Raw genomic sequence first — 25911 nt, 5'->3', positions numbered from 1 at the left:
AAATGTGGATCCCCGGGAGACCGTGTGTCTCCCGGGGATTCCGCTGTCCGGGCCTGTCCGATCAGGCCAGCATGTGCGGTTGTCCCGCCCGGTACCGGTCGGAGTCGATGCGCCGCAACGGTTCCAGTTCGGGCGGTTCGTGCAACTTGTACAGTGCGGGTGGTGCGGCGGGGGAGCCCGCCGTCTGCAGCAGTGCACCCACTGCCGCCCGCGCCGATTCGTTCGCGCCCTCCATCGTCGCGAGGTCGATGTCGTTGCGGACGTAGTCGCCCGCGAGGAACAGGTTCGGGATCGCGGTGTGCGCCTCGGGCCGGTTCGCGAGCGACCCGGCGGTGTTGATGAGCAGCGGGGTGTCGTTGGTGACGCCGCCGGCTCCCCACTTCACGCCGGGATCGAGGAACCACGAGACGATGTCGTTCTCGTCGATCGCGCCCGTCCCGTCCTCGAGGCAGGCCGACATCTGCGCCCATACCTCGCGGGCGATCTCTTCCGGCGTGCACTGCTTGGCGGTTCTGCCGTAGAGGATGCCGGGGGTGTCCCAGTCGGAGATGTCCACCGACAGGCAGTCGTGTGCCGAACCGTCGCCGTACCGTTGCGCGAAGTCGCCGCGCCAGAACTGGGCCTGGCTGATCGATGTGAGCGCCCACGGCGAACCGAGATAGGCGACGTGACCCGGCGTGATGGGGGTGGGCCGCCGAAGGAAGTACTGGATGCCGACCATCCAGTCGGTGACCAGAGCGTTCATCCGTTCGAGGCCGGGATCGGCCGCGAGGATCTCGGGTGACCACAGCGAGACCGCGCGTTCGGCCGGCATCGCCGCGACGAACCAGTCGGCCTCGGCGCGGGCACGGTTGCCCGACCCGTCGACGACCCGTGCACCGGTGATCCGTCCGCCGGAGATCTCCAGAGCCTCGGCCGCCCAACCCATCTCGAACTTCACGCCGAGATCGTGCAGGAGTTGCGCCCACGGGTCGATCCACGCCTCGTTCGTCGGTGCCGACAGCAGGCGGTCGAGATGTCCGTACTGGGGCACGGTGCCCATCGCGTTCCACACGAAGGCCTGGCCCATGATGCCGATGGTGCGGGTCGAGACGGTCTGCGGCCGTGCCGCGACGAGCTGACGGGTCAGTGCGGAGACGAGGATCTCGCGGTAGCCCTTCGACTTGCCGTCGGCTTCGAGGGTCTGCGCCCACGTCTCGTGTTCCCATTGGTCGTTGCGACGTTCGAGGCTGCTGGTGAGGAACATGACGAGTTTGCGCATGAAGACCGCGAGCTCGTGCGGGGGGATCGAGCCGCCGAGGGAGAAGGCTGCCGTCAGGCTCTCCTGCAGGCTCAGCGGGTCGTAGACGTCGAAGCGCAGCGGTGCGATGGAGGCCGGGGCGGTGAGGTCGGGCGCCCCGGGGATCGCCATCCGGAATTCGTGTCCCGCAACGAGATTGTCGAACACGCCGTTCGGGTTGCCGGGGAACGGGATCCGCCGCATCGTGTCGGGGATGTGCTGGTAGAAGCCGGGGAAGAAGCGGAAACCGTGTTCGCCGGGCAGATCGAGGCGGCCGCCTGCCGCGGTGCCGGGGGAGGGGATGCTGCGCGCCTTGCCGCCGAGCGCGGTCGGCTCGAAGACGGTGACCTCGAAGCCGCGCTCGATCAGTTCGTGCGCGGCGGCCAGTCCGGCCATCCCGCCACCGAGGATCGCGACCCGGCGTCCGCCGGAGTGCACCGCCGGCGCGCGGCGGCCCGGCTGTGCCGCTGTGGGTGGTAGGGCGGCTGCCGTGGGTGGAAGGGCTGCGGCGGCACCGAGCGCCCCGAGGGCGGTGAGGACGGTGCGGCGGGACATGCGTGTGTCGGGCTGCGGACCCCCGTGTGACTTCGGACCCCCGTGTGACATCGAACCCCCCGTGTGTTTCGGTGATGACGAACTGTGGTGCGCGGCGCCGACTCCCGCGTTCCTGGCAACGCGCGTTGTCAGATATAGCCCACGATCGGGGGCGCCCGTGGCGAAATCGCCATCCGTGCATGTCAGGATTGGGTCATGACTATCGGAACACTTGTTCTGCTCCGCCACGGCGAGAGCGAATGGAATGCGATGAACCTGTTCACCGGCTGGGTGGACGTGCATCTGACGGACAAGGGGATCGCCGAGGGCAAGCGGGCCGGTGCCCTCCTCGTCGAGCACAACGTGCTTCCCGACGTCTCCTACACCTCCCTGCTGCGCCGCGCGATCAGCACCGCCAACTTCGCGCTCGACGCCGCCGACCGGCACTGGATCCCCGTCATCCGCGACTGGCGTCTCAACGAGCGCCACTACGGTGCGCTCCAGGGCAAGAACAAGTCCGAGATCAAGGACGAGTTCGGCGAGGAGCAGTTCATGCTGTGGCGTCGTAGCTACGACACCCCGCCGCCGCCGATCGAGCCGGGTTCGAAGTACAGCCAGGACGCCGATCCGCGCTACGCCGACGTCGACGAGGTCCCCCTCACCGAGTGCCTGAAGGACGTCGTCGCCCGCCTCATCCCGTACTGGGAGTCGACGATCTCCAAGGATCTGCTCGCGGGCAGGACCGTGCTGGTCACCGCGCACGGCAACTCGCTGCGTGCGCTCGTCAAGCACCTCGACGGGATCTCCGACGACGACATCGCCGGTCTCAACATCCCGACGGGCATCCCGCTTCGTTACGACCTCGACGAGAACCTGCGCCCGCTGAATCCGGGCGGCACCTATCTCGACCCCGAGGCCGCGGCCGCCGGTGCGGCAGCGGTCGCCAACCAGGGCGCCAAGTAACAGTTCCTCGGAACCGAACCGACCCCGTCGCCGATCGGTGACGGGGTCGGTTCGTTCGTGCAGGTCCGTCGCGGAGTCGTCCGTTCCGGGCGAACAAAGGGTGAACAACACTCCAACAACCGAAAAATGCGGTGTGACGTGCGGGAAATGCCGTCGACCCGGTGTCCGGTGGGGTACCGGTGTCATTACGATTCGAAGTGTGAGTGTTACGCAGGCCGTGTTGCTGGCCGTGGTCGCAGCGGTCCTCGGCGGGATCGTCACCGTCGCCATCGGGAGGCTGGTGCAGCGCCGGGCCCACGGTAGCGACGAAGCCGACCTCACGATGTTCGACGTGCTCGACCGGGTCGTCCACGGGGCGTCGACCGGGATCGCGGTGGTCGACAAGTTCCACGACGTCGTCCTGTCGAACCCGCGCGCCGAGGAACTCGGTCTCGTCCGCAACCGGCAGATCGACGACCGGGCCTGGGTGGCCGCCTGCCGGGTGCTCGAGACGAGGAAGCCGATCGAACTCGACCTGGGCGCGAAGGCATTGCTCGGCCGCGAGCCCGTGGCGGTGCGCTGTACCGTCCGGCCGCTGCTCGACCAGGACCCGCGCTTCGTCGTGCTCTACGCCTTCGACGACTCCGAGCACGTCCGCATGGAGGCCACCCGGCGCGACTTCGTGGCCAACATCAGCCACGAACTCAAGACGCCCGTCGGCGCGATGGCGTTGCTCGCGGAGGCGCTGCTCGAATCCGTCGACGATCCCGACACCGTCCGCCACTTCGGCGAACGGGTCCAGCGCGAGGCGACGCGCCTAGGCAACATGGTGACCGAGCTGATCGCGCTCTCGAAGCTCCAGGGCGCCGAGAAACTGCCCGATCTCGAGGTCGTGGACGTCGACGCCGTCGTCGAGGAGGCCCTCGACCGCACGCGCCTGACCGCCGAGAACGCCTCGATCACCATCAGCACCGACCGGCCGAGCGGTCTCGAGATCCTCGGCGACCGAACGCTGCTCGTCAGCGCCCTCACCAACCTCATCGAGAACGCGATCGCCTACTCGCCGGCCGGCTCACCGGTGACGATCAGCAGGTCGCTGCGCGAGGGCAAGGTCGCGATGGCCGTCACCGACCGGGGGATCGGTATCGCGAAGGAGGACCAGGAACGGGTCTTCGAGCGTTTCTTCCGCGTCGACAAGGCCCGGTCGCGGGCCACCGGAGGCACCGGCCTCGGCCTGGCCATCGTCAAGCACGTCGCCGCGAACCATCACGGCGAGATCACCCTGTGGAGCAAGCCCGGTACCGGCTCCACCTTCACCCTTCTCGTCCCGGCCCACGTCGAGGACGCCGACGACGAGGACGACACCGTCGACCGCACCGAGAAGGCGGTCGGATCGTGACGCAGACCCCACCCGGGTTCCCGGGCGGACGGACACCGAGAAACAGACGGAGGACCAGCTCGTGACGCGTGTGCTGATCGTCGAGGACGAGGAATCGTTGGCGGATCCGCTCGCCTTCCTGCTGCGCAAGGAGGGGTTCGAGACGACGATCGCCGGCGACGGCCCGTCGGCCCTCGCCGAGTTCGACCGGGAGGGCGCCGATATCGTCCTGCTCGATCTGATGCTCCCCGGAATGAGTGGCACCGACGTGTGCAAGCAGTTGCGGACCCGTTCGGGTGTCCCGGTCATCATGGTCACCGCCCGCGACAGCGAGATCGACAAGGTCGTCGGACTCGAACTCGGCGCCGACGACTACGTCACCAAGCCGTACTCGGCGCGCGAACTCATCGCCCGCATCCGGGCGGTCCTGCGACGCGGCGCCGACACCGAGAGCGAGACGGCGGCGGACGACGGCCTGCTCGAGGCCGGGCCCGTGCGGATGGACGTCGACCGTCACGTCGTGCACGTCAACGGCGAGCCGGTTGCCATGCCGCTCAAGGAATTCGACCTGCTCGAATATCTCCTGCGGAACTCCGGGCGGGTGCTCACCCGCGGACAGCTCATCGACCGGGTGTGGGGCGCCGACTACGTCGGCGACACCAAGACCCTCGACGTCCACGTCAAGCGACTGCGCTCGAAGATCGAGGAGGACCCGGCCAAGCCGCGCCACCTCGTGACGGTGCGCGGCCTGGGTTACAAGCTCGAAGCCTGACCGGAACCGGCAGGCGAGCCCGCCTGTGCTGCCGACGTCGCGGGATGGATCGCGATCAGACCCAGTCCCTGGCGTCGCCGGCACAGGCGCGCGAGCTCGTCGTAGGCCGCCGCACCGAGGAGTTCGGTGAGTTCGGGGGCGTACGACTGCCAGACCGGACGCTCGCCGACGTGCGCGTCGGGGGAGCCGGAACAGTACCAGTCGAGGTCCTGGCCACCCTCGCCCCAGCCGCGCCGGTCGTACTCGGTGATGACCGTGCGCAGGATCTCGGTGCCGTCGGGGCGCTCCACCCAGTCCTGGGTGCGACGGATCGGGAGCTGCCAGCACACGTCGGGCTTCATCTCGAGCGGTTCGATGCCGCGTCGCAACGCCATGGTGTGGAGGGCGCAGCCCTGACCGCCCTCGAATCCGGGACGGTTGAGGAAGATGCACGCACCCTTGTAGCGGCGGGTGCGCAGGGCGGGCTCGTCGTCGATCTCGTCCTCTTCGAGGTAGCCCTTCTTGCCCAGGCCCTTGTCCATGAACTGCCAATCGGCCGGCGTGAGGTGTTTCACTGCCTTCGCCAGCTTCTTGCGATCGTCGTCGTCGGACAGGAACGCGCCGTGCGAGCAGCACCCGTCGTCGGGTCGCTCGGCGATGATGCCCTGGCACGCCGGAGTGCCGAACACGCAGGTCCACCGCGAGAGCAGCCATGTCATGTCTGCGGCGATGACGTGTTCGTCGTTGTCGGGGTCGGTGAACTCCACCCATTCCCGAGGAAAGTCCAGAGGGACTTCGGGGGCCGGGTCGAGTTTGTGTGGGGCATGGGACATACCTGCTGTCACAGGTCCCGACGGTAGACCCAGTACCGTATTGATGTGCGCTTAGGGGTACTCGACGTCGGAAGCAACACCGTTCACCTGTTGGTGGTGGACGCCCATCGTGGTGGGCACCCCACGCCGATGAGTTCGACGAAGGCCACGCTGCGGCTGTCCGAGAACATGGACGACAACGGCGACATCACCCCCAAGGGCGCCGAGCGGCTCGTCGAGACCACCGCCGAGTTCGCCAGCATCGCCCGCACTTCGGGATGCGGCGAGCTCATGGCGTTCGCGACCTCCGCGGTGCGCGACGCCGGCAACTCCGAGGCCGTCCTCGATCGGGTGCGCCGGGAGGCCGGGGTGTCGCTGGACGTGCTCTCCGGTGAGGACGAGGCGCGGCTGACCTTCCTGGCCGTGCGCCGCTGGTACGGCTGGAGCGCCGGGAACATCCTCGACCTCGACATCGGTGGTGGTTCGCTCGAGCTCACCTTCGGCGGCGACGAGGACCCCGAGATCGCCTACTCCCTCCAGCTCGGTGCGGGACGGCTCACGCGCGACTGGTTCCGTGAGGACCCGCCCGGCAAGCGCCGTATCTCGGCGCTGCGCGACTGGCTCGACGCGGAACTCGCCGAACCGGCGAAGGTCATACGCAACGCGGGCGACCCCGACCTGTGTGTGGGTACCTCCAAGACCTTCCGGACCCTGGCCCGCCTCACCGGCGCGGCCCCCTCCTCGGCCGGCCTGCGGGTACAACGGACCCTGACGGCGAGCGGACTGCGCCAGCTCATCGCCTTCATCTCCCGGATGACCACGGCCGACCGGGCAGAACTCGAAGGCGTCAGCTCGGACCGGTCCGAGCAACTCGTCGCCGGCGCCCTCGTCGCGGAGGCGAGCATGCGTGCCCTCGGAGTGGAGACGCTGCAGATCTGCCCGTGGGCGTTGCGCGAAGGCCTGATTCTTCGGAAGCTCGATACGGATATGGGTGGCGAACTGGTGGTGGCAACCGGATGAGCGAGAATCGCAGCAACGACACGGGGCAGATCTCCGTGGCCGAGCTGTTGGCGCGTAACGGCCAGAAGGTGGGAACGCGGGCCGGGGGACGACGCCGACGAGGCGCGAGCGGCGGCATCTCCGTCGCCGAACTGACGGGCGAGATCCCGATCACCCGCGCGGCCGACGACCGCGCGGACGGCAAGGGTGAGCGGCACACCTCTGCCGACGCCGAAAACGCTGCTGCGCAGACGGATTCGGCTTCCTCGACGGCTACTGCCGATGCGGGGACCCCGTCGAAGGTCGTGCCGGCGCCGCGCAAGGTCGAGACTCCGAACATCGAGACACCGAAGCTCGAGACGCCGAAGGCGGCGACCTTCGCGCTGTCCGACATCGAGAAGACCACCGTGACCCCGCGGGTCGCCGTCGGGACGAAGACGCCGCCGGTGAAGACCGGAACGAGCACGCCTGCCGTCACGAAGACACCGCCCGCCGCGAAGACACCGCCCGCCGCGAAGACGCCCGCATCGACGGACGCGGTGTCGAAGACGGATGCGGTCTCCAAGGCGGCCGCACCTACGGAGGCGGCGTCCAAGGCGGCTCCGCCCAAGATCGAGTCGCCGACCGAGGTCATCCGTCCCGAGGCGCTTCCCCGTCGCGCGCGGGCGCATCTCGGAGCGGCCGCGACCGGCTCGCCGTCCGGTGAGGGAGCAGCGGTCGCCGACAAGAAGTCGGACACGAAGTCCGAGAAGGCGGGCGCCCCGGCGGTGTCGGTGCGCAAGGCCGACGTCGCCGAACCGCGACTGCTCTCCGGCCCGGCCAGCGACCTGCAGGGCACCGGCTCCGACGCCGACGACTCGACCGACACCATCGGTGCCGCGGACGCCGCGTCCGACGCCGCCGAGGGGTCGGCATCGTCGCGGTCGCAGAAGTCGCGCGGCAAGAGCAAGAAGGCAGCGGCCGGCGCCACCGACGGCTCGGCACGGCAGAGTGCGGACGACGAGTCCGCCGACGCGGAACAGGGCAGCGGCCTCAAGCAGTGGGCGTTGCTGATCGGCGAGAGCGTTGCCGCGATCGTCGCGGGCGGATTGCTCTTCAAGGGATTCGAGCGGTTGTGGGATCTCCTGCCGTGGGTCGCCTTCGCCCTCGCGCTGCTGGTGATCGTGGGCCTGGTCGCGCTGGTGCGCGTCCTGCGGCGCACCGACGACATCACGAGTCAGCTCATCGCGCTCGCGGTGGGAGCATTCGTGGCCTTCGGGCCGCTGTTGTTCCTGCTGCCCGGGTGAGCCGATGCCGACCGCGCAGGGAATCCGGGTAGGGCTGTCCACCGCTTCGGTCTATCCGGAGAACACCGAAGCGGCGTTCCGCTTCGCGGCCGATCTCGGTTTCGACGGGGTCGAACTGATGGTGTGGGCCGAACCGGTGAGCCAGGACCCCACCTCGGTGGAGCGTCTGGTCCGCGAGTACGGCGTGCCGGTGCTCGCCGTGCATGTGCCGTGCCTGCTGATCTCGCAGCGCGTGTGGGGATCCGATCCCGCCGCCAAGCTCGACCGTTCGGTGCGTGTCGCCGAGATCCTCGGTGCGGAGACCGTCGTGGTCCATCCGCCCTTCCGGTGGCAGCGTCGCTATGCGGAGGGATTCTCCGACCAGGTCGCAGCACTCGAGGCAGACAGCCACGTGGTGGTCGCGGTCGAGAACATGTACCCGATGAGGGCCGACGTCGTCTTCGGCGGTCGTGATCGCGGCGCCGAACGTCTGCGCCGGCGCGGACCCGGCCGCGCGGTCTCGGCCTACAGCCCGTCGCTCGACCCCACCGACACCGGTTTCGCGCACTACACGCTCGACCTGTCGCACACCGCGACCGCCGGGGCCGACGCCCTCGCGCTCGCGGATCGGATGGGGGAGGGGCTCGCTCACCTCCATCTCGCCGACGGCCGGGGCTCCTCGCTCGACGAACATCTCGTCCCGGGAACGGGCACGCAACCCTGTGCGGACGTGTGCCGCCGGCTCGCCGCGAGCGACTTCGGCGGTCACGTGGTCCTGGAGATCAGCACCCAGAGCGCACGGACGCGTGCCGAGCGCGCCGGGATGCTGGCACGTTCGCTGGCCTTCGCGCGCACGCACCTGGATCGCTCGGCGACGCGTGCGATCACCGCCGGCCCCGAGAGTCCCCGGCACACGGACATTGCGCGCGTCCCCGCCTCAGAGGGCCGCGATTCCGGCGGCGAGCACGGCGACGCCTGAGATCAGCACGCCCGCGGTGAGGGAGACGGCGCCGAGCCGGACCGCCGCGAACATCGGGCCGGGCCGGGCCGGGCCGGATCGGGCCCGAGCACCGACAGGAAGAAGCCTGCCGGGATCAGGATCGCGGCGACGAGCACGGCGATGGCGCCGGCCGCCGACCAACCGGGTGATGCGCCCACGACGTGCGTGAGGACGGCGATGAGCAGCCCGAGCGTGACGAGTACTCCCGCGTGGGCGTGACCGGCACGGAAGAACGTCTTCTGCAGGTCGTTGGTGGGTACGCCGCCCGCGGCGACGCGCAGCAGGAAGGTGCCTCCGAAGGCGATGCCTGCGACGGTGAGCACGGTGCTCCCGAGAACGATGGTCACGAGCGGATGCATGAGGGCCTCCTCGGCCGGGACTCCACCACTGGATAGTTTCACTATCCAATACTGGATAGTTGTAGTATCCGGTGTCAAGGGATGGAGGTGATCTGTGCGTATCTCGGAACTCGCCGAGCGCTGCGGCGTACCGCTGCCGACGGTGAAGTACTACCTGCGTGAAGGGCTGCTCATGCCGGGCGTGGCGACGAGCGTCACCTCGGCGACCTACGACGACCGGCACGTCCGCCGTTTGGGTCTGGTCCGCGCTCTCGCCGCGCAGGGTCTGCCCCTCGAGAAGATCAAGACCGTCGTGGACCTCGTCGACAACCCGCGCGACGACCTGTTCGTCGAACTCGGCCACGCCATCGCCGCGCTGCCGCCCTACGTCGAGGACTCGATCGGCCCCGACTACCCCCGCGCCCGCCGCGTGCTCGAACACCTCGGCCAGATCTACGACCCGCGGTTCGCGGGCGTGGCCCAACTCGAACACGCGCTCGCGGCCCTCGAGGCCGCCGGCCTGCGGATGGACGACCGCCGGATCGACGCCTACGGCCGGCACGTCCGCGCCATCGCCGAAGTCGATCTCGAGTTGCTGCCGACGCACTCCCGGGAGGCCACCGTGGAAGCGGCCGTGCTCGGGACGGCCCTGTACGAACCGGTCCTCACGGCCATGCGCCGACTGGCCCACCAACATCTCGCCGCCCGCATGTTCGGGTCCGGTGAACTCCCCACGACCGGCGCCGATCAGGCCCCGAACGACGACCAGGAGCAGCAGTGACCCTCACCGACCGGCCCTTCCTCGACCTGACCTCGGTCACCCGGGTGCCGGGGGACCACCCCGACGGCACCTCTGCCTGGCAGGCGCACATCGATCCGGTGTGGACCATCGGACCCAAGGTGCACGGCGGATGCATGCTCGCGGTGTGCGCGTCCGCGGCGCGCAGGTCGGTGCTCGACGCCGGCGTCGACCCGCTCACCCAGCCCCTCGCCGTCAGCACCTCGTTCGTCGCCGCGCCCGATCCCGGCGACGTCGAGATCACCACCGTGCTGCGCAAACAGGGCAAGCAGATCGGTCTCGTGGACGTCGAACTGTCCCAGGCCGGACGCGTGGCGGTGCGGGCGAGCGTCACCCTCGGCACGCCGGACTCCGAGGAGCCCTTCCACACCGTGCCGCACCGCGCGACCACCATGCCCGCCGACCCGCCGGCCGAGTCGGTGCTCGTCACCCCCGAGCACCCCATGGGGCAGATCGTGAAGTTCGCCGCCACCTCCCGCCTCCGGATCGACTCCGCCACCGCGCGTTTCCTCGACGGGCAGCAGGGCGAACCGCTCGTGTCGATGTGGACGCGGCCGTCGCCGGGCGACGAGGCCGATGTCGACACCTCGGTGCTGTTCGCGCTCATGTGCGGCGACGTGTCGGCTCCCGTCGCGATGAACCTCGGCCGTTTCGGCTGGGCGCCGACGGTGCAACTCACCGCATATCTGCGGCGGGTGCCGGCTCCGGGATGGCTGCGCGTCATCGCCGAGAGCAGCGTCCTCGGCAACACTTGGTTCGAAGAGGACCACACCGTCGTCGACTCGACCGGCCAGGTGGTCGTGCAGTCGCGTCAGCTGGCCATGATGCCGCGCTGATCCGCCCGACAGCGGCCCGTCCCGACGGGCGGCGACCGTGGTGTAGGCCGCACGGACGGTCGTGGCAGGCTGTCCCCATGACGAGAATCGCAGTGATCGGTGGCGGCAGGATCGGCGAGGCGCTGGTCTCGGGTCTGCTGAAGAACGGCTTCGCGACCAAGGACCTCGTGGTCGCCGAGAAGTTCGAGGAACGGCGCGAGGAACTGTCGCGGACCTACTCGATCCGGGTCACCGACAGCACCGCCGACGCCGCGGAAGGCGCCGATGTGGTGGTCGTGGCCGTCAAGCCCAACGACGTGGACGTCGTCGTCACCGCTCTCGCAGCGGTCGACGCCGGGAACGACGACGAGCAGATCCTGGTGTCGCTGGCCGCAGGCATCCCGACGGTTCGCTACGAGACCAAGCTCCCGGCGGGCTTCCCCGTCGTGCGCGTGATGCCGAACACCCCGATGCTCGTCGGGGAGGGCGCGAGCGTGCTGTCCGCCGGCCGGTACGTCAAGCAGCAGCATCTCGACACGGTCCGCGAGATCCTCGCGAGCGTGGGAACGGTCTCGGTGGTCCCGGAATCGCAGATCGACGCGGTCACCGCGGTCTCCGGATCCGGCCCCGCCTACTTCTTTCTCGTCGCGGAGGCGATGATCGACGCCGGTGTCTCGCTCGGCCTGACGCGGGCCGTGGCCACCGATCTGGTGGTGCAGACGATGACCGGCTCGGCCGCGATGCTCGCGCGTTCGGGGGACAACGCCGCCGATCTGCGCGCCGCGGTCACCTCGCCGGGTGGCACCACGGCGGCTGCCATCCGTGAACTCGAGCGTGGAGGGCTGCGTACGGCCTTCTACGAGGCGCTCGACGCCGCGAAGCGTCGCTCCGCGCAGCTCGGGGCGGCATCGGACCAGCCGTCGCCCGCGGCCCGGGAGGGGCTGTCCGGAACCGCCTGACAGGGCGTCCACCCGAGGCTCTCGCAGGGCGTCACTGCGGAGCGCTCACAGGCGTCCCTGCGGAACGCTCACAGGCGTCACTGCGGAACGCTGACAGACGTCACTGCGGGGCGTAGCGTGGCGACGAACAGCCGCCCGCCGGAAATTCCCCAGCTGCATCGTCGCACAGGAACCATTCGTCACGCTAAGCTCGAATCAGCACGTGCGTGTCTGTTCCGCCGGAGGGGAAGCCGGCGGCGCGGGCGTGCCGGAGGTGTGTAATGGTTTCAGGAAACACGCCGTCGAAGGGTCAACCTCAAGACGGACAGTCGGTTCTCGCCGGTACCCAGTTCCTGACGGTTGCCGAGGTGGCAGCTCTCATGCGGGTGTCGAAGATGACCGTGTACAGGCTGGTGCACAGTGGCGAACTACCCGCAGTGCGCGTGGGACGCTCGTTCCGCGTGCATGCGAAGGCCGTCCACGACTACCTCGAGACGTCGTACTTCGACGTCGGATAGAGGTCGGACAGGGACGGTCGGCGCGTCGTCGGGGGACGACGGTACGACGAACGGATCCGGTGCGCGAGGGAAGTCGCGTTCCGGGGCGGACCTCGGTTTCACGCCGGGTGGGCCGCCCCGGTAGGATTGCTTGTCGTCGTACCGGCCAGCCGGTGTCGTGAGGCGCTGTTACTCGTCGCCACGAGGCCCAGCGTCGACATACATCAGGCGTACGTCACCGGCGTGCGCAGGAACGCTACAAGGAACGTGAGGGATGCCCACATGGGATCTGTGATCAAGAAGCGCCGTAAGCGCATGTCGAAGAAGAAGCACCGCAAGCTGCTCCGCCGCACCCGAGTGCAGCGTCGTAAACTCGGCAAGTAAGCCCTGCGCCTGTCCGATGCCCGTCACCTCCATGGTGACGGGCATCGTTCGTCTGTGCATCCCGGTACCCGGAAGTTCACCCGCGAGTCGTGCGATGGCAGCGAAGTGGCCGTATTGTGGGACGGCATACCGCGTCGGGGCGAATGTGACCGATGACGCGTGTGGTGCAGCAGGGGGTTTCACGAGTGGTTTCGCAGGGGCACGAAGTGGCACGTCCACGAGTCGTGCTGGTCACCGGAGCAAGTCGGTTCCTGGGTGGTTTCCTCGTCACCAGGCTCGCTCAGAATCCGGACATCGAGCGGGTGATCGGCGTCGACACCCAGTCGCCGTCGAAGGACATGCTCCGGCGCATGGGGCGGGCCGAGTTCGTGCTCGCCGACATCCGCAACCCTCTCATCGGCAAGATCATCCGCAACATGGACGTCGACACCGTCGTCCACGCGTCCGCCGTCACGAAGGCCCCCAAGTCGGGGAGCCGCACGGCGATGAAGGACATGAACGTCCTCGGCGCGATGCAGCTGTTCGCGGTGTGCCAGAAGGCACCCTCGGTGCGCAGGATCGTGCTGCGCTCGTCGTCCGTCGTCTACGGCTCGAGTGCCAAGGATCCCGCGAAGTTCACCGAGGAGATGAGCGCCCGCCGCCGGCCCACGGGCGCCTTCGCCCGCGACATGATGGAGGTCGAGGGCTACCTGCGTGGCGTCGCCCGCCGGCGCAGTGACATCGCGACCACCATCCTCCGGCTCGCACCCACCGTCGGGAACCGGCTGCCCGGCTCGGTGTCGAGCTATCTCACCTCCCCGCTCGTCCCCAACGTGCTCGGCCGCGACGCGCGATTGCAGCTGCTGCACGAGGAGGACGCGCTCGGCGCGCTCGAACACGCGGTCGTCGCCGGACCACCCGGGACGTACAACATCGCCGGTGAGGGCATCGTCATGATGACCCAGGCCGTGCGCCGGGCCGGGGGCGTCACCGTGCCGATGCCCTACGCGCTGTTCCGCACGGCCGGGCACGCACTCATGGGTTCCGTGATGAACTCCTTCACCAAGGAAGAACTCGACTATTTCCATTTCGGATGCGGACTCGACACCACGCGCATGCGCAACGAGTTCGGATTCGAACCACGCTGGACCACGAGAGAAGCGCTCGACGATTTCGCCCGGGGCCTCGCCCTCACCCGCATCGTGAAGACCGAATGGGTGGACAAGGCCGAGTCGATGGCGCTCTCCGTGCTCGGAGAGACGAGGGAGACGCGATGACGGAGGTCGCGAAGGTCATCCCGTTGCACGCCGGCAACCGCCGTCCCGGCGAACGGGTCACACGCACACCCCATCCGTCGATGGGGCCACCGCCCACCCCCGAACAGGTGAGCCGCACCGACCGGTTCCTCGACGACCTGCGCGGCACCCTCGCACAACAGGTCACCGCCACCGCCGAGTTCGTCCGTCGCCGGATGACCGGCGACTACGAGGTCGACGACTTCGGCTTCGACCCGCACTTCACCGAGAACGTCGTCCTGCCGGTCCTGCGACCCCTGTTCGACAAGTGGTTCCGCGTCGAGGTCCGAGGCGTCGAGAACATCCCCGCCGAAGGCAGCGCACTCGTCGTCGCCAACCACGCCGGCACGCTCCCCGTCGACGCACTGATGACCTCCGTCGCCGTGCACGATCACGCGGATCGTCACCTGCGGATGCTCGCCGCCGACCTCGCCTTCGGTATGCCCGTCGTCGGAACGGTGACGCGCAAGGCCGGCCACACCCTCGCGTGCCATCCCGACGCCGAACGGCTCCTCCGGCAGGACCAGGTGGTCGCGGTCTTCCCCGAGGGCTACAAGGGACTCGGCAAGCCGTTCAAGGAGCGCTACAAACTGCAACGGTTCGGCCGCGGCGGTTTCGTGTCGGCCGCCCTGCGCACCCAGGCGCCCATCGTGCCGTGCTCGATCGTCGGCTCCGAGGAGATCTACCCGAACATCGCCGACCTCACCTCGCTCGCGCGTCTGCTCGGCCTGCCCTACTTCCCGATCACCCCGCTGTTCCCGGCGCTCGGCCCGCTCGGAATCGTGCCGCTGCCGTCGAAGTGGTACATCGAGTTCGGCACACCGATCGTCACCGACGTGTACGACGACGCCGCGGCGGAGGATCCGATGGTCCTGTTCGAGGTCACCGACCACGTGCGCGAGACGATCCAGCAGACCCTCTACAAGCTGCTCACGCGCCGGCGGAACGTCTTCCTCGGCTGAGAAAGACGGAAATCAGGCCGCTCGGTCGCGGCTGTACTGTCAGGCCGCTCGGTCGCGGCTGTACTGTCAGGCCGCTCGGTCGCGGCGGCGGCCCACGAGGACCGCGACCGCACCACCCGCGGCACCGAGGCCGAGCGCCGTCGGAACCCCGACCTTCGCGGCCCTGCGCGCCGTCCGGAAGTCGCGGATCTCCCACCCACGTGTGCGAGCGACCTGCCGCAGGTCCGGATCGGGATTGATCGCGACGGCCGTGCCGACCACCGAGAGCATCGGCACGTCGTTGTGGCTGTCCGAATAGGCCGTGCAGCGCTTGAGATTCAGACCCTCACGGATCGCGAGGGCCCGCACCGCGTGCGCCTTGCCGAGACCGTGCAGGATGTCGCCGACGAGGCGGCCCGTGAAGACGCCGTCCTCCGACTCGGCGACGGTGCCGAGCGCACCGGTCAGGCCGAGGCGTTCGGCGATGACGTCGGCCAGTTCGACCGGCGTCGCGGTCACGAGCCACACCTGCTGGCCCGCGTCGAGGTGCATCTGCGCGAGCGCGCGGGTGCCCGGCCAGATCTTGTCGGCGATGATGTCGTCGTAGATCTCCTCGCCGAGCCGGCGCAGTTCCTCGGTGGAGCGGCCCTGCACGAACGACAGAGCCTTGTCGCGACCGGACGCGACGTCGTTCATGTTCTCCTTGCCCGTCAGGCGGAACTTGACCTGCTGCCAGGCGAACTCGAACAGGTCGGACTTGTCGAAGTAGTCCCGGGCGACGAGGCCACGGGCGAAGTGGATGATCGACGCGCCCTGCACCATCGTGTTGTCGACGTCGAAGAACGCCGCCGCGGTCAGATCGCGCGGGACGGGAGTGGTGTCGGGGGAGGGCTCGGGCTCGACACGGGATTCCTGCAACGCGAGGGCGGCATCGGCGCTCGCCTCACCTGCGAGATTGGCGCGGACCTCTTCCTCGCTGGGCCCGAACTTGCGAGAGAAGAGCCGACGTCCGGGACGGATGATGCGCGCCCACGTCTCACCCATGCCCCATCCGTAGGGAAACGAACGTCCTGGCACTCGCACCTCCGGTGTCGTAACGGGCGGGGCTGTCGAAACGGGCGGGCCCCGTGTGACCCCTGTGCTCCGGGCGCCGCGCACACGGCGCCCGCATACACGGGTGACCCGCGCCAAGCCTAGCCCGCGATACGGCCCGTCACCGGGAGGCCGTCGCCCCCGTGACCGGGTGTGACGTTCATCTCGACAGGTCGTGCCGCACAGTGGAGGCATGAGTGAGCAATCGTCATCGGCAACGAGCGGCTCCGCGAGCCGTCATCACCTGACCCTTCTGGTGCGCGCCGGGTGCGGTGCGTGCGGTCCGGCGCGCGAGCAGCTCGAGGCGCTCGCGGAGGAGCTCGGCGTCGAGGTCACCTGCATCGACGTGGATGTCGCTGCCGCAACCGATCCCGATCTGCGGGCCGAATTCGGGGACCGTCTGCCCGTCGTTCTCCTCGACGGACGCGAGCACAGCTACTGGGAGGTGGACGAGCCGCGACTGCGCGCAGATCTCGCCCGCTGAGTCGGCAGGTCCTTGTCGTACAGCAGGTGGGAAGCACATTCGGGGTGCTTCGAGCAACTTTGTGCATGGCTTCACAAGCGGTTACCGTGGTGTGAACGAATTCCCGGATCACCGTGAGGCCAGGCGTGTATCCACCGGCCGGACGAGGAGCCACGTACCGTGACGCAGTTGCACCCACCGCAGGGCGAGGACGCTCGCGGCACCGCCGAGTCCGGCGAGGGTGCCACTCCCACCCCTCCGGTCCGCGATATCCCACAGGCTACTGTGACGCGTCTCGCCACTTACCTCCGGGTCCTCGGTGCGTTCGCCGAAGCGGGCACCCTCATCGTCTCCAGTGAGGAACTCGCGGCCGCGGCCGGGGTCGGTTCGGCCAAACTGCGCAAGGATCTGTCCTTCCTCGGACCCAACGGAGTGCGCGGCGTCGGCTACGACGTCCTGCGCCTCCAGTCCCGCATCGAAGCAGCTCTCGGACTCGACCGGGGCCATCGTGTCGTGCTCGTCGGAGTGGGCAGCCTCGGCCGCGCCCTCGCCCGGTATCCGGGCTTCGACCGCCGCGGATTCACGATGGCCGGACTCTTCGATTCCGATCCCGACGTGGTGGGCACACGTGTGGGCGATCTCGTCGTGCGTCACGTCGACGATCTCGAGAACGGAGCCCGTGAACTCGGCGCGACCATCGGTGTCGTCGCCACCCCCGACGAGGCAGCGCAGCAGGTGTGCGATCGGCTCGTGCTCGCAGGAGTGCGCAGCATCCTGAGCTTCGCTCCCGTCGAACTCGATGTCCCCGACCACGTCGAGATCCGACGCGTCGATCTGTCCGTCGAGATGCAGGTTCTCTCGTTCAACAGCACGCGCAACGGGGAGACCCCCCGCGCCGCGACCGCTGACGTTCGTCCTGCAGCCGGCGACGTACGCCCCGCCGGCATCCCGCGGGTGTCCACCCGGAGCTCTGCACGGCGTACCACAACAGGAAAGGCGGGTCCGATGGGCTCGGCCGCGACCAGAAACGGATCGGTGATCGCACCGTGAGTGTTCTCCTCGTCGGGATATCGCATAGGAGCGCACCGGTCCCGGTGCTCGAGAAGGTGGCGGTCACGGACACCGACCGTCCCAAGCTCACCGACAAGATGCTGGCGTCGGACAAGATCTCCGAAGCGATGATCGTCTCCACCTGCAACCGGGTGGAGATCTACGCGGTGGTCGACGCCTTCCACGGCGCGCTCGCCGCGGTCAGCGAACTGCTCGCCGAGCACTCGGGTCTGCCCGTCACCGAACTGCACAAGCACGCCTACGTCCGGTACAGCGAGGCCGCTGCCGAACACCTCTTCTCCGTCGCCAGCGGGCTCGACTCGATGGTCGTGGGGGAGCAGCAGATCCTCGGCCAGATCCGCACCGCCTACGCCGCCGCCGACGCCCAGCAGGCCGCGGGCCGCACCCTGCACGAACTCGCGCAGCAGGCGCTGCGCGTCGGCAAGCGGGTGCACTCGGAGACCGGCATCGACGCCGCCGGTGCGTCCGTCGTGTCGGTCGCGCTCGAGAAGGCCGCGAACTTCCTCGGAGGCGACCTGAAGGGTCGCACCGCCGCGGTGATCGGCGCCGGCGCCATGGGCGGCCTCGCGGTCGCGCATCTCGTCCGCGCCGAGGTCGGCTCGATCGTCGTCGCCAACCGCACCCGCGACCGTGCCGAGCGACTCGCCGAGACCGCACGGGCCGCCGGTGTCGACGCCGAGGTCGTCGGATTCGACGATCTCGCGACCGCGCTGAGCCGCGCCGACGTCGCCGTCACCTGCACCGGAGCGGTGGGCGCCGTCGTCACCCTCGCCGACGCGCACCGCGCACTCGCGCAGCCCGGCCGCGGCGAACGCCCCCTCGCGATCTGCGATCTCGGTCTGCCCCGCGACGTCGACACCGCCGTGGCCGGTCTGCCGGGCGTGCAGGTCTTCGACATGGAGTCGCTGCAACGCGACCCGTCGGCCGGTGCCGCCGCGACCGACGCGGAGGCCGCCCGCAAGATCGTCGCCGCCGAGCTGTCGCAGTACCTCACCGCGCAGCGACTCGCCGAGGTCACCCCCACCGTGACGGCACTGCGTCAGCGCGCCGCCGAGGTGGTCGAGGGCGAACTGATGCGCCTCGAATCGCGACTGCCCGATCTCGACGACGGCCAGCGCGGCGAGGTCGCCCGCACCGTGCGCCGGGTCGTCGACAAGCTCCTCCACGCCCCGACGGTGCGCGTCAAGCAGCTCGCGTCGACGCCGGGAGGCGACCAGTACGCCGAGGCCCTGCGCGAGCTGTTCGAGCTGCGCCCGGGCTCGGTCGAGGCGGTCGCGACACCCACCAAGGATCTGAGCTCGCTGACCGATCCCACCCTCTCGGGGGATCTGTCCGCCGCACTGGACCCCGCTGTCACCACCGAACTCCAGGCCTCACGAAAGGACGGCACCGCATGAGCACCGAAGCCGCATCGGTTTCCCGCGACGATGTTGCTCGGCAGGATCGTCCTCTGCGGATCGGTACCCGCGGCAGCGTGCTCGCCACGACCCAGGCCGGTACCGTGCGCGACGCACTCATCGCCGCGGGTCGCCCGGCAGAGCTCGTCGTCATCACCACGAAGGGCGACGTGACGCCCGGCCCGGTGCAGCGCATCGGCGTCGGCGTGTTCACCGCCGAGCTGCGCGAGGCGCTGCTCGCCGGTGAGGTCGACGTCGCCGTGCACTCCTACAAGGACCTGCCGACCTTCCAGGATCCGCGTCTGGTCGTCGCGGCCGTCCCCGAGCGGGAGGATCCGCGTGACGCGCTCGTCGCCCGCGACGGACTCGTCCTCGGCGAGCTGCCGCCCGGCTCGAAGGTCGGTACCTCGGCGCCGCGCCGGCGGGCACAACTCGCCGCGCTCGGCCTGGGACTGCAGATCGAACCGCTGCGCGGCAACATCGACACCCGCATCGGCAAGGTCGACTCCGGCGAACTCGACGCGATCGTCATCGCGCGTGCCGGACTGTCGCGCATCGGACGCCTGGACCGCGTCACCGAGTCCCTCGAACCGGTGCAGATGCTGCCCGCACCGTCGCAGGGTGCACTCGCCGTCGAGTGCCGGTCGGACGATCCCGAGATGATCGAGCTGCTCGCCGGACTCGACCACGCGCCGAGCCGCGCCGCCGTCGTCGCGGAGCGCTCGCTGCTCGCCGAACTCGAAGCCGGATGCACCGCACCGGTGGGGGCGATCGCCGACGTCGTCGAGTCGCTCGACGACGACGGCCGGGTGATCGAGGAACTGTCGGTGCGTGGATGCGCCGCCGCCATGGACGGATCGGATGTGCTGCGAGCGAGCGCGGTGGGGGCGCCGGAGAAGGCCGAGGAACTCGGTCGTCGTGTCGCCCGCGAACTGCTCGAGCTCGGTGCGCGCGAGCTCATGGTCGAGCACGGGGTCGTCCCCGAGACGAGACCTGCCGATGATTGACCCAGCCGTCACCGTCACCCGATTTGCCCTTACCGCTGATTTGACCGCACTGGAGAATGACCGATGAGCCGAGTCCGTAAGCACAACCCCGGGCGCATCCTGTTCGTGGGATCGGGTCCGGGCGATCCTGCGCTGCTCACCGTGCGCGCGCGTGACGTGCTGGCGGGCGCCACGATCGCCTTCACCGACCCCGATGTCGACAAGGGTGTCGTGGCCCTCGTCGGTGTCGATCACGGCACCGACCCGGAGACCGGTGAGCCCGTCGCCGAGGTCCGCCCCGCGCTCGGCGAGCCCGCCGAGGTCGCCAAGACGCTCGTCGCCGAGGCGAAGGCCGGACGCGACGTGGTGCGCCTCGTCGCCGGCGACCCCCTCACCACCGACTCGGTGATCGCCGAGGTCAACGCCGTCGCCCGCACCCAGGTGGTCTTCGAGGTCCTGCCGGGCCTGCCCGCCGGGTCGTCGGTGCCGAGCTACGCCGGCATGGCGCTCGGCTCGTGCCACACCGAGGTCGACGTGCGCGGAGAGGTCGACTGGGCCGCGCTCGCCGCAGCCCCCGGCCCCCTCGTTCTCCACGCGACCTCCGGTCACCTCGCCGAGACCGCCAGCGCGCTCGTCGAGCACGGTCTCGCGCCGCAGACCCCCGCCGCGATCACCGTGCGCGGCACCACCCGCCAGCAGCGCACCGTCGAGGCCACCCTCGCGACCCTGAACGATGCGGGTTCCGAGCTCGTCGGGCCGCTCGTCGTCACCGTCGGCAAGGTCGTCTCGCACCGCAACAAGATGTCGTGGTGGGAGTCGCGCGCGCTGTACGGCTGGACCGTGCTCGTGCCCCGCACCAAGGATCAGGCCGGCGAGATGAGCGAGCGGCTCGTCACGCACGGCGCCATCCCGATGGAGGTGCCGACCATCGCGGTCGAGCCGCCGCGCAGTCCCGCGCAGATGGAACGCGCGGTCAAGGGACTGGTCGACGGCCGCTACCAGTGGGTGGTCTTCACCTCTACCAACGCGGTGCGTGCGGTGTGGGAGAAGTTCGAGGCGTTCGGTCTCGACGCGCGGGCGTTCTCCGGCGTCAAGATCGCGTGCGTCGGTGAGGCCACCGCCGCGAAGGTGCGCTCGTTCGGCATCATCCCCGAGCTCGTGCCCAGCGGCGAACAGTCCAGCCTCGGCCTGCTCGCGGAGTTCGCCCCGTACGACGACGTCTTCGACCCGGTCAACCGGGTGCTGCTGCCGCGCGCCGACATCGCCACCGAGACCCTCGCCGAGGGCTTGCGCGAGCGCGGCTGGGAGATCGACGACGTCACCGCCTACCGCACCGTGCGTGCCGCTCCGCCGCCGGCCGCGACCCGCGAGATGATCAAGACCGGTGGTTTCGACGCGGTGTGCTTCACCTCGTCGTCGACCGTCCGCAATCTCGTGGGTATCGCCGGCAAGCCGCACGCCCGCACGATCGTCGCGTGCATCGGCCCGAAGACGGCCGAGACGGCGATCGAGTTCGGCCTGCGGGTGGACGTGCAGCCCGAGACCGCGCAGATCGGGCCCCTGGTCGACGCGCTCGCCGAGCATGCGGCCCGGCTCCGCGCCGAGGGCGCGCTGCCCCCGCCGCGGAAGAAGTCCCGCGCCCGCCGCTGATCTCTCGTGATCCGATGATCCGTGCGCGGTTCCGGTAGTCGCCACTACCGGGGCCGCGCACGGCCCGTATGGAAGGTGTTCTCCCCATGTTTCCCGACATCCGTCCCCGCCGGCTGCGCAGCACACCTGCCATCCGACGACTCGTGGCAGAGACCTCCCTCGAACCCCGCCACCTCGTGCTGCCGATGTTCGTGGCCGACGGTCTCGACGAGCCGCGCGAGATCGCGTCGATGCCCGGTGTGTACCAGCACACCGCCGATTCGCTCCGCAAGGCCGCGGCCGAGGCCGTGTCCGCCGGTGTCGGCGGCCTGATGCTCTTCGGTGTGCCGCGCCCCGAGGACAAGGACGCCCGCGGTTCCGCGGCGAGCGATCCCGACGGTGTGCTCAACCGCGCGCTGCGGTCGCTGCGCAGCGAACTCGGCGACTCCACGGTGATCATGGCCGACACCTGCCTCGACGAGTTCACCGATCACGGCCACTGCGGTGTGCTCACCGACACCGGTGTCGTCGACAACGACGCCACCCTGGAGCGCTATGCCGAGATGGCCGTCGCGCAGGCCGAGGCCGGAGCGCATCTGCTCGGCCCGAGCGGCATGATGGACGGTCAGATCGGCTTCATCCGGTCGGCGCTCGACGAGGCCGGGCACACCGAGGTCGGTCAGCTCGCCTACTCCGCGAAGTACGCCTCGGCGTTCTACGGTCCCTTCCGCGACGCCGTCGGCTCGTCCCTCGAGGGGGATCGCCGCACCTACCAGCAGGATCCGGCGAACCGTCGCGAGTCGCTGCACGAGGTGGACCTCGACCTCGCCGAGGGCGCCGACATGGTGATGGTCAAGCCGGCGATGTCGTACCTCGACGTGCTGCGCGAGGTCGCCGACCGATCGCCCGTCCCGGTGGCCGCCTACCAGATCTCGGGGGAGTACTCGATGATCACCGCGGCCGCGCAGAAGGGCTGGATCGATCGCGACGCGGCGATCCTCGAATCGCTGGTCGGCATCCGGCGGGCCGGCGCGGACGTCGTCCTCACCTACTGGGCCGCCGAGGTCGCGGGTCGCCTGTCATGAGCTTCCCCGCACCTCCTGTCGGGCCCGGTCCCGCGGCGAATCGTCCCGTTCCCGGAGACGTCACGACGGCCTACCAATTGTGGTGCGGGGTACTCGCTCTCGCCGTCGTGAGTTTGGCGGCAAGTCTCGCCGATCTGCTCGGTCGACGCGACGAACTGCTCGATCTGATGACGATGATGGCCACCGATCAGGCCGTCGAGGGGGTCACGACGGAGCAGCTCGAATCGGCGGTTCCGGTGCTGGTCGCGCTGACCGCCGGCATCGGCCTGGTGATCGTCGGACTGCTGTATCTGGTGGTCAGGCAGCTGTTGAAGGCCAAGAACTGGGCCCGGATGCTGCTCACCCTGCTCGGGGTGTTCATGTCGCTGTCGACCCTGCCCACCGTCTTCGGTGTGGGCGTCGGGGAGGGCGGCGCGGGCTGGATACTCGGTGTGGTGGGCATTCTGCAAGCCGTCGCGACCGTCGGAGCGATCGTGCTGATGCACCGGCGGGATGCCAACCGGTTCTTCCTGCGACTGCCGGAAGAATAGACGTACCACTCGGTTTCGTCGGGCGCGACGGAAGAGTACGGTGGGCTCACCATGTGGGCCGCACGGCCCTTTCCGTCGAGCGAAAAGGACGTCATGCAGGTGGAACCGCGGCCCTATGGGCGCCGTCGCGAACTGGTGTTGATCGCTCTCATCGCCCTCCTCGGCCTGGTGACCACCGTGCTGCTGGTGATCCCCGGCGCGTTCGCCGCTTGACCGACCCGACGACCCCCGACCCGATGGGCACCGACGCGACCGGGCCGCTGTTCCACGAACCCGGGGCGCGATGGCGCACGGTCGCCATCGGTCCGCTGTTCTGCGTCGTGGCCCTGGTCGTCGAACTGCTCACCGGTCCCGTCGTGCACTGGGCGGCACTGCCGATCATCGCGATCGTGCTCGCCGGTTTCTCCTACGTGATGGTCGTGGCGGCCCGTCGGCACGTCAGTGTCGAGCTCACCTCCACGACCCTTCGGCAGGGCACCGAGGAACTACCGGTCGCCGAGATCGAGGCGGTGCTGCCGCCGCCACCGGAGGACCGGCGCGATCCGGAACGCTGGGAGACCGCCCGGAGCCTCGGCGAACTGGCCGACGTGCCGCGCGGCCGCAAGCCCGTCGGACTACGGCTCACCGGAGGGACGTTCGTGCGGGCGTGGGCGAAGGACGCCGACGAGCTGCGAGCACGGCTCGGTGAGCTCGTCGGCGACCCGGGTCAGACCGCGACTTCCTGAGGCGGGACGACCGCTCCCTCACGGTCGAGCATGGCCGAGCCGAGCAGGTAGTCGGGCACACCCAGCCCGTCCACGAGCGTCAGCGCGTGCGGACGCAGGCTGCGGCACCGCTCGTTGATCCCGCGCGTGACGGCCTTGGCACGTTCGACCGACAGCAGGCGGTGCTCCATGAACCACGCCTTGTCCTCGTCGATGATCGTCAGCGCGTAGAGATCGCACAGCTCAGACAGCAGGTCGCCGGCGGTCTCGTCCTTGCAGTCCTCGATCGCGGCGACGAACGCCTCGAGCACGACGCGGTCGATGTGGGCGCGGGCGGCGTGCAGCACGTGGTCCTGCACGAAGTTGAAGGCGTCGAACGGGTTGTCCTCGCGCTTCATCGCGGCCTGCAGGCGCCGGGCCGCGGTGGACAGCAGGTACTGCTCGCGGTCCTCGAACATCGTTACCTGGGTGCCGCGGTTGAAGAGGCTGCCGTCCTCCTCGTTGTCCTGGCGGGTGTCGACGATCGTCTGGATGATCTGCTGCGCCGCGGTGCGCTTCTTGACGATGTCGGAGATGGTGGTCGCGGCGAAGCGCATCCACTCCACCGGGCTCATGCCCTGCACCTCGTCGGCGTAGGCGGTGAGCAGTTCCTTCGCGACCAGCTGGGTCAGGACGTGGTTGTCGCCCTCGAAGGTGGTGAACACGTCGACGTCCGCGCGCAGCGCCGTCAGCCGGTTCTCGGCCATGTAACCGGCACCACCGCACGCCTCGCGGCACTCCTGGATCGCCCGCGACGCGTGCCAGGTGTTGGCGACCTTGAGGCCCGCCGCGCGACCCTCGAGTTCGCGCTGTTCCTGCGCGTCGAGTTCCTGCAGCGACGTCGACTGCAGCCGGTGCATCGTCGTGAGCAGCTCGTTCTGGGCGAAGCCGAGCGCGTACGAGCGGGCGATCAGCGGGAGCAGGCGACGCTGGTGGACGAGATAGTCCATGATCGGCACCTCACCGTCGCGTCCGGGGGCGTCGAACTGGCGGCGCTTCTCGGCGTAGCGGGTGGCGATGCTCAGCGCGACCCGCGCCGCCGCACCCGCCGAGCCGCCGACGGTGATGCGACCGCGGACGAGCGTGCCGAGCATCGTGAAGAACCGCCGGCTCGGGTTGTCGATGTCCGAGACGTAGGTGCCGTCCGGTTCGACGTCGGCGTACTTGTTGAGCAGGTTCTCCCGGGGGATGCGGACCTGGTCGAAGACGATGCGGCCGTTGTCGACACCCGGCAGGCCGCCCTTGTAACCGCAGTCGGAGGTCGTCACGCCCGGCAGGTCGTTGCCGTCCTCGTCGCGGATCGGGACGACGAAACAGTGCACGCCATGTGTCTCACCCTGCGTGACGAGCTGCGCGAAGACCGACGCGAACCGGGCGTGCTGCGCCGCGCCACCGATGTAGTCCTTGCGGGACGACGGGGTGGGGGAGTGGATCACGAACTCCTGGCTGTCCGGATCGTAGGTCGCCGTGGTCTCGAGCGACTGCACGTCGCTGCCGTGCCCCGTCTCGGTCATCGCGAAGCAACCGAGCACATCGAGATCGATGAGCCGCTTGACGTATTTCTCGTGGTGCCGCTCGGTGCCGAGGTTCTCGACGGCACCGCCGAACAGTCCCCACTGCACGCCGGCCTTGACCATCAGCGACAGGTCGGACATCGCGAGCATCTCGATGGATGCGACCGCACCGCCCGCGTCGCCCGTGCCGCCGGACTCGACGGAGAAGCCCGCCGCGGCGTAGCCGTGCTCGGCGAGGATGCGCATCTGCTCGAGCGTGATGGCGCGGGCCTTGTCGGTCTCGGGGGTGTAGTGCGGCGCGAACTTCTCGTGCGCGAGATCCTTGCGTGCGCGTTCGCGTGCTTCGTGCCACGCACCGTCGAGTGCGATGCGCAGGTGTTCGGCTGTCGTCGGCATGCCTCAGACGATAGGTGCGACAAGTCACTCACGGTGTCCCTTTTTCCTGGTAAGGGAGA

At 69.3% G+C, this 25911-nt stretch carries 25 protein-coding genes and 1 pseudogene; 21 read left to right on the top strand and 5 right to left on the bottom strand.

Features of this window, described 5'->3' with window-relative positions; genetic code table 11:
- Positions 1-61: 61 nt before the first annotated feature.
- Entirely contained in the window at positions 62-1834 is a 1773-nt protein-coding gene (locus LPH33_RS18630; protein ID WP_229565356.1) for a hydroxysqualene dehydroxylase, read from the bottom strand.
- Positions 1835-2029: 195 nt separating this feature from the next.
- On the opposite strand from LPH33_RS18630, the gene LPH33_RS18625 reads away from it, so the two are divergent.
- The 3 genes from LPH33_RS18625 (at position 2030) to LPH33_RS18615 (ending at position 4905) form a co-directional block, all read left to right on the top strand.
- Positions 2030-2776: a phosphoglyceromutase gene (locus tag LPH33_RS18625; protein ID WP_059383356.1), complete on the top strand. Its 747-nt coding sequence runs from the start codon at positions 2030-2032 to the stop codon at positions 2774-2776.
- A gap of 199 nt (positions 2777-2975) precedes the next feature.
- Entirely contained in the window at positions 2976-4154 is a 1179-nt protein-coding gene (locus LPH33_RS18620; protein WP_229565354.1) for a sensor histidine kinase, read from the top strand.
- Positions 4155-4215: 61 nt separating this feature from the next.
- The gene (locus LPH33_RS18615) at positions 4216-4905 is read left to right on the top strand and encodes a response regulator transcription factor (RefSeq protein WP_016693724.1); all 690 of its coding nucleotides are present in this window, start codon (positions 4216-4218) and stop codon (positions 4903-4905) included.
- Here LPH33_RS18615 and LPH33_RS18610 read toward each other — a convergent pair.
- Complete coding sequence (locus LPH33_RS18610; protein ID WP_229568391.1) at positions 4887-5717, bottom strand: hypothetical protein; 831 nt, start codon at positions 5715-5717, stop codon at positions 4887-4889. The genes LPH33_RS18615 and LPH33_RS18610 overlap by 19 nt on opposite strands.
- Before the next feature lie 45 nt (positions 5718-5762).
- Between LPH33_RS18610 and LPH33_RS18605 the strand changes: the two genes are divergently transcribed.
- Genes LPH33_RS18605 through LPH33_RS18595 form a run of 3 tightly spaced genes read left to right on the top strand, consistent with a single transcriptional unit; the run spans position 5763 to position 8939 of the window.
- Entirely contained in the window at positions 5763-6716 is a 954-nt protein-coding gene (locus tag LPH33_RS18605) for a Ppx/GppA phosphatase family protein (RefSeq protein WP_145693267.1), read from the top strand.
- Complete coding sequence (locus LPH33_RS18600) at positions 6713-7981, top strand: hypothetical protein (RefSeq protein WP_145693268.1); 1269 nt, start codon at positions 6713-6715, stop codon at positions 7979-7981. The genes LPH33_RS18605 and LPH33_RS18600 overlap by 4 nt, the downstream gene beginning before the upstream one ends.
- Positions 7982-7985: 4 nt before the next feature.
- Positions 7986-8939 (top strand): sugar phosphate isomerase/epimerase family protein, encoded by a 954-nt coding sequence (locus tag LPH33_RS18595; protein WP_088897064.1) that lies wholly within the window; start codon positions 7986-7988, stop codon positions 8937-8939.
- On the opposite strand, the pseudogene LPH33_RS18590 reads toward LPH33_RS18595, so the two are convergent.
- Positions 8898-9319, bottom strand: a pseudogene (locus tag LPH33_RS18590) (hypothetical protein). The gene LPH33_RS18595 and the pseudogene LPH33_RS18590 sit on opposite strands and share 42 nt — an antisense overlap.
- A gap of 94 nt (positions 9320-9413) precedes the next feature.
- Between LPH33_RS18590 and LPH33_RS18585 the strand changes: the two are divergent.
- The 7 genes from LPH33_RS18585 (at position 9414) to LPH33_RS18555 (ending at position 14967) form a co-directional block, all read left to right on the top strand.
- Positions 9414-10079: a MerR family transcriptional regulator gene (locus LPH33_RS18585; protein WP_145693269.1), complete on the top strand. Its 666-nt coding sequence runs from the start codon at positions 9414-9416 to the stop codon at positions 10077-10079.
- Entirely contained in the window at positions 10076-10933 is an 858-nt protein-coding gene (locus tag LPH33_RS18580; protein WP_229565353.1) for a thioesterase family protein, read from the top strand. The genes LPH33_RS18585 and LPH33_RS18580 overlap by 4 nt, the downstream gene beginning before the upstream one ends.
- A gap of 77 nt (positions 10934-11010) precedes the next feature.
- Positions 11011-11871, top strand: coding sequence for a pyrroline-5-carboxylate reductase (gene proC / locus LPH33_RS18575; RefSeq protein ID WP_026061476.1), 861 nt, complete (start codon positions 11011-11013; stop codon positions 11869-11871).
- A 260-nt stretch (positions 11872-12131) separates the two neighbouring features.
- Positions 12132-12368, top strand: a complete 237-nt coding sequence (locus LPH33_RS18570) for a helix-turn-helix domain-containing protein (protein WP_006552345.1) — start codon at positions 12132-12134, stop codon at positions 12366-12368.
- 261 nt (positions 12369-12629) lie between these two features.
- A complete protein-coding gene (locus tag LPH33_RS18565; RefSeq protein ID WP_003402602.1) occupies positions 12630-12731 on the top strand; it encodes a 30S ribosomal protein bS22 in 102 nt (33 codons plus the stop codon).
- 224 nt (positions 12732-12955) lie between these two features.
- Complete coding sequence (locus LPH33_RS18560) at positions 12956-13987, top strand: NAD-dependent epimerase/dehydratase family protein (RefSeq protein WP_088897069.1); 1032 nt, start codon at positions 12956-12958, stop codon at positions 13985-13987.
- Entirely contained in the window at positions 13984-14967 is a 984-nt protein-coding gene (locus tag LPH33_RS18555; protein ID WP_016693736.1) for a lysophospholipid acyltransferase family protein, read from the top strand. Before LPH33_RS18560 ends, LPH33_RS18555 begins: the two co-directional genes overlap by 4 nt.
- A gap of 66 nt (positions 14968-15033) precedes the next feature.
- Here LPH33_RS18555 and LPH33_RS18550 read toward each other — a convergent pair whose 3' ends face one another.
- Positions 15034-15990, bottom strand: coding sequence for an HAD family hydrolase (locus LPH33_RS18550; protein ID WP_229565351.1), 957 nt, complete (start codon positions 15988-15990; stop codon positions 15034-15036).
- Positions 15991-16231: 241 nt separating this feature from the next.
- Between LPH33_RS18550 and LPH33_RS18545 the strand changes: the two genes are divergently transcribed.
- The 8 genes from LPH33_RS18545 (at position 16232) to LPH33_RS18510 (ending at position 23924) form a co-directional block, all read left to right on the top strand.
- Positions 16232-16522 (top strand): glutaredoxin family protein, encoded by a 291-nt coding sequence (locus tag LPH33_RS18545; protein ID WP_006552340.1) that lies wholly within the window; start codon positions 16232-16234, stop codon positions 16520-16522.
- A 159-nt stretch (positions 16523-16681) separates the two neighbouring features.
- Positions 16682-17551, top strand: a complete 870-nt coding sequence (locus LPH33_RS18540; RefSeq protein WP_026061479.1) for a redox-sensing transcriptional repressor Rex — start codon at positions 16682-16684, stop codon at positions 17549-17551.
- The gene (locus tag LPH33_RS18535) at positions 17548-18969 is read left to right on the top strand and encodes a glutamyl-tRNA reductase (protein ID WP_026061480.1); all 1422 of its coding nucleotides are present in this window, start codon (positions 17548-17550) and stop codon (positions 18967-18969) included. Before LPH33_RS18540 ends, LPH33_RS18535 begins: the two co-directional genes overlap by 4 nt.
- Entirely contained in the window at positions 18966-19976 is a 1011-nt protein-coding gene (hemC, locus tag LPH33_RS18530; RefSeq protein WP_016693741.1) for a hydroxymethylbilane synthase, read from the top strand. Before LPH33_RS18535 ends, hemC begins: the two co-directional genes overlap by 4 nt.
- Positions 19977-20039: 63 nt before the next feature.
- On the top strand, positions 20040-21605 hold the full coding sequence (locus tag LPH33_RS18525) for a uroporphyrinogen-III synthase (protein WP_016693742.1): 1566 nt from the start codon (positions 20040-20042) through the stop codon (positions 21603-21605).
- A gap of 86 nt (positions 21606-21691) precedes the next feature.
- Positions 21692-22669, top strand: a complete 978-nt coding sequence (gene hemB, locus LPH33_RS18520; protein ID WP_060650866.1) for a porphobilinogen synthase — start codon at positions 21692-21694, stop codon at positions 22667-22669.
- A complete protein-coding gene (locus LPH33_RS18515) occupies positions 22666-23199 on the top strand; it encodes a hypothetical protein (RefSeq protein ID WP_229565349.1) in 534 nt (177 codons plus the stop codon). Before hemB ends, LPH33_RS18515 begins: the two co-directional genes overlap by 4 nt.
- Before the next feature lie 236 nt (positions 23200-23435).
- A complete protein-coding gene (locus LPH33_RS18510; RefSeq protein WP_088897071.1) occupies positions 23436-23924 on the top strand; it encodes a hypothetical protein in 489 nt (162 codons plus the stop codon).
- On the opposite strand, the gene LPH33_RS18505 is transcribed toward LPH33_RS18510, so the two are convergent.
- Positions 23906-25852: an acyl-CoA dehydrogenase gene (locus LPH33_RS18505; protein WP_145693272.1), complete on the bottom strand. Its 1947-nt coding sequence runs from the start codon at positions 25850-25852 to the stop codon at positions 23906-23908. The genes LPH33_RS18510 and LPH33_RS18505 overlap by 19 nt on opposite strands.
- Positions 25853-25911: the final 59 nt, after the last annotated feature.

The sequence above is a fragment of the Rhodococcus sp. RDE2 genome (assembly GCF_020885655.1).
GTDB lineage: Bacteria > Actinomycetota > Actinomycetes > Mycobacteriales > Mycobacteriaceae > Rhodococcus > Rhodococcus pyridinivorans.
Note: the sequence above shows the minus strand (reverse complement) of the source record. Positions and strands in the feature narration are given on the sequence as shown.

Excerpts from the sequence above, each read along its gene's own strand:
- LPH33_RS18630 (WP_229565356.1), bottom strand. The coding sequence starts at position 1,834 with ATGTCCCGCCGCACCGTCCTCACCGCCCTCGGGGCGCTCGGTGCCGCC.
- LPH33_RS18625 (WP_059383356.1), top strand. The coding sequence starts at position 2,030 with ATGACTATCGGAACACTTGTTCTGCTCCGCCACGGCGAGAGCGAATGG.
- LPH33_RS18610 (WP_229568391.1), bottom strand. The coding sequence starts at position 5,717 with ATGTCCCATGCCCCACACAAACTCGACCCGGCCCCCGAAGTCCCTCTG.
- LPH33_RS18600 (WP_145693268.1), top strand. The coding sequence starts at position 6,713 with ATGAGCGAGAATCGCAGCAACGACACGGGGCAGATCTCCGTGGCCGAG.
- LPH33_RS18595 (WP_088897064.1), top strand. The coding sequence starts at position 7,986 with ATGCCGACCGCGCAGGGAATCCGGGTAGGGCTGTCCACCGCTTCGGTC.
- proC (WP_026061476.1), top strand. The coding sequence starts at position 11,011 with ATGACGAGAATCGCAGTGATCGGTGGCGGCAGGATCGGCGAGGCGCTG.
- LPH33_RS18570 (WP_006552345.1), top strand. The coding sequence starts at position 12,132 with ATGGTTTCAGGAAACACGCCGTCGAAGGGTCAACCTCAAGACGGACAG.
- LPH33_RS18565 (WP_003402602.1), top strand. The coding sequence starts at position 12,630 with ATGGGATCTGTGATCAAGAAGCGCCGTAAGCGCATGTCGAAGAAGAAG.
- LPH33_RS18555 (WP_016693736.1), top strand. The coding sequence starts at position 13,984 with ATGACGGAGGTCGCGAAGGTCATCCCGTTGCACGCCGGCAACCGCCGT.
- LPH33_RS18550 (WP_229565351.1), bottom strand. The coding sequence starts at position 15,990 with ATGGGTGAGACGTGGGCGCGCATCATCCGTCCCGGACGTCGGCTCTTC.
- LPH33_RS18545 (WP_006552340.1), top strand. The coding sequence starts at position 16,232 with ATGAGTGAGCAATCGTCATCGGCAACGAGCGGCTCCGCGAGCCGTCAT.
- hemC (WP_016693741.1), top strand. The coding sequence starts at position 18,966 with ATGAGCACCGAAGCCGCATCGGTTTCCCGCGACGATGTTGCTCGGCAG.
- LPH33_RS18525 (WP_016693742.1), top strand. The coding sequence starts at position 20,040 with ATGAGCCGAGTCCGTAAGCACAACCCCGGGCGCATCCTGTTCGTGGGA.
- hemB (WP_060650866.1), top strand. The coding sequence starts at position 21,692 with ATGTTTCCCGACATCCGTCCCCGCCGGCTGCGCAGCACACCTGCCATC.
- LPH33_RS18515 (WP_229565349.1), top strand. The coding sequence starts at position 22,666 with ATGAGCTTCCCCGCACCTCCTGTCGGGCCCGGTCCCGCGGCGAATCGT.
- LPH33_RS18510 (WP_088897071.1), top strand. The coding sequence starts at position 23,436 with ATGGGCACCGACGCGACCGGGCCGCTGTTCCACGAACCCGGGGCGCGA.
- LPH33_RS18505 (WP_145693272.1), bottom strand. The coding sequence starts at position 25,852 with ATGCCGACGACAGCCGAACACCTGCGCATCGCACTCGACGGTGCGTGG.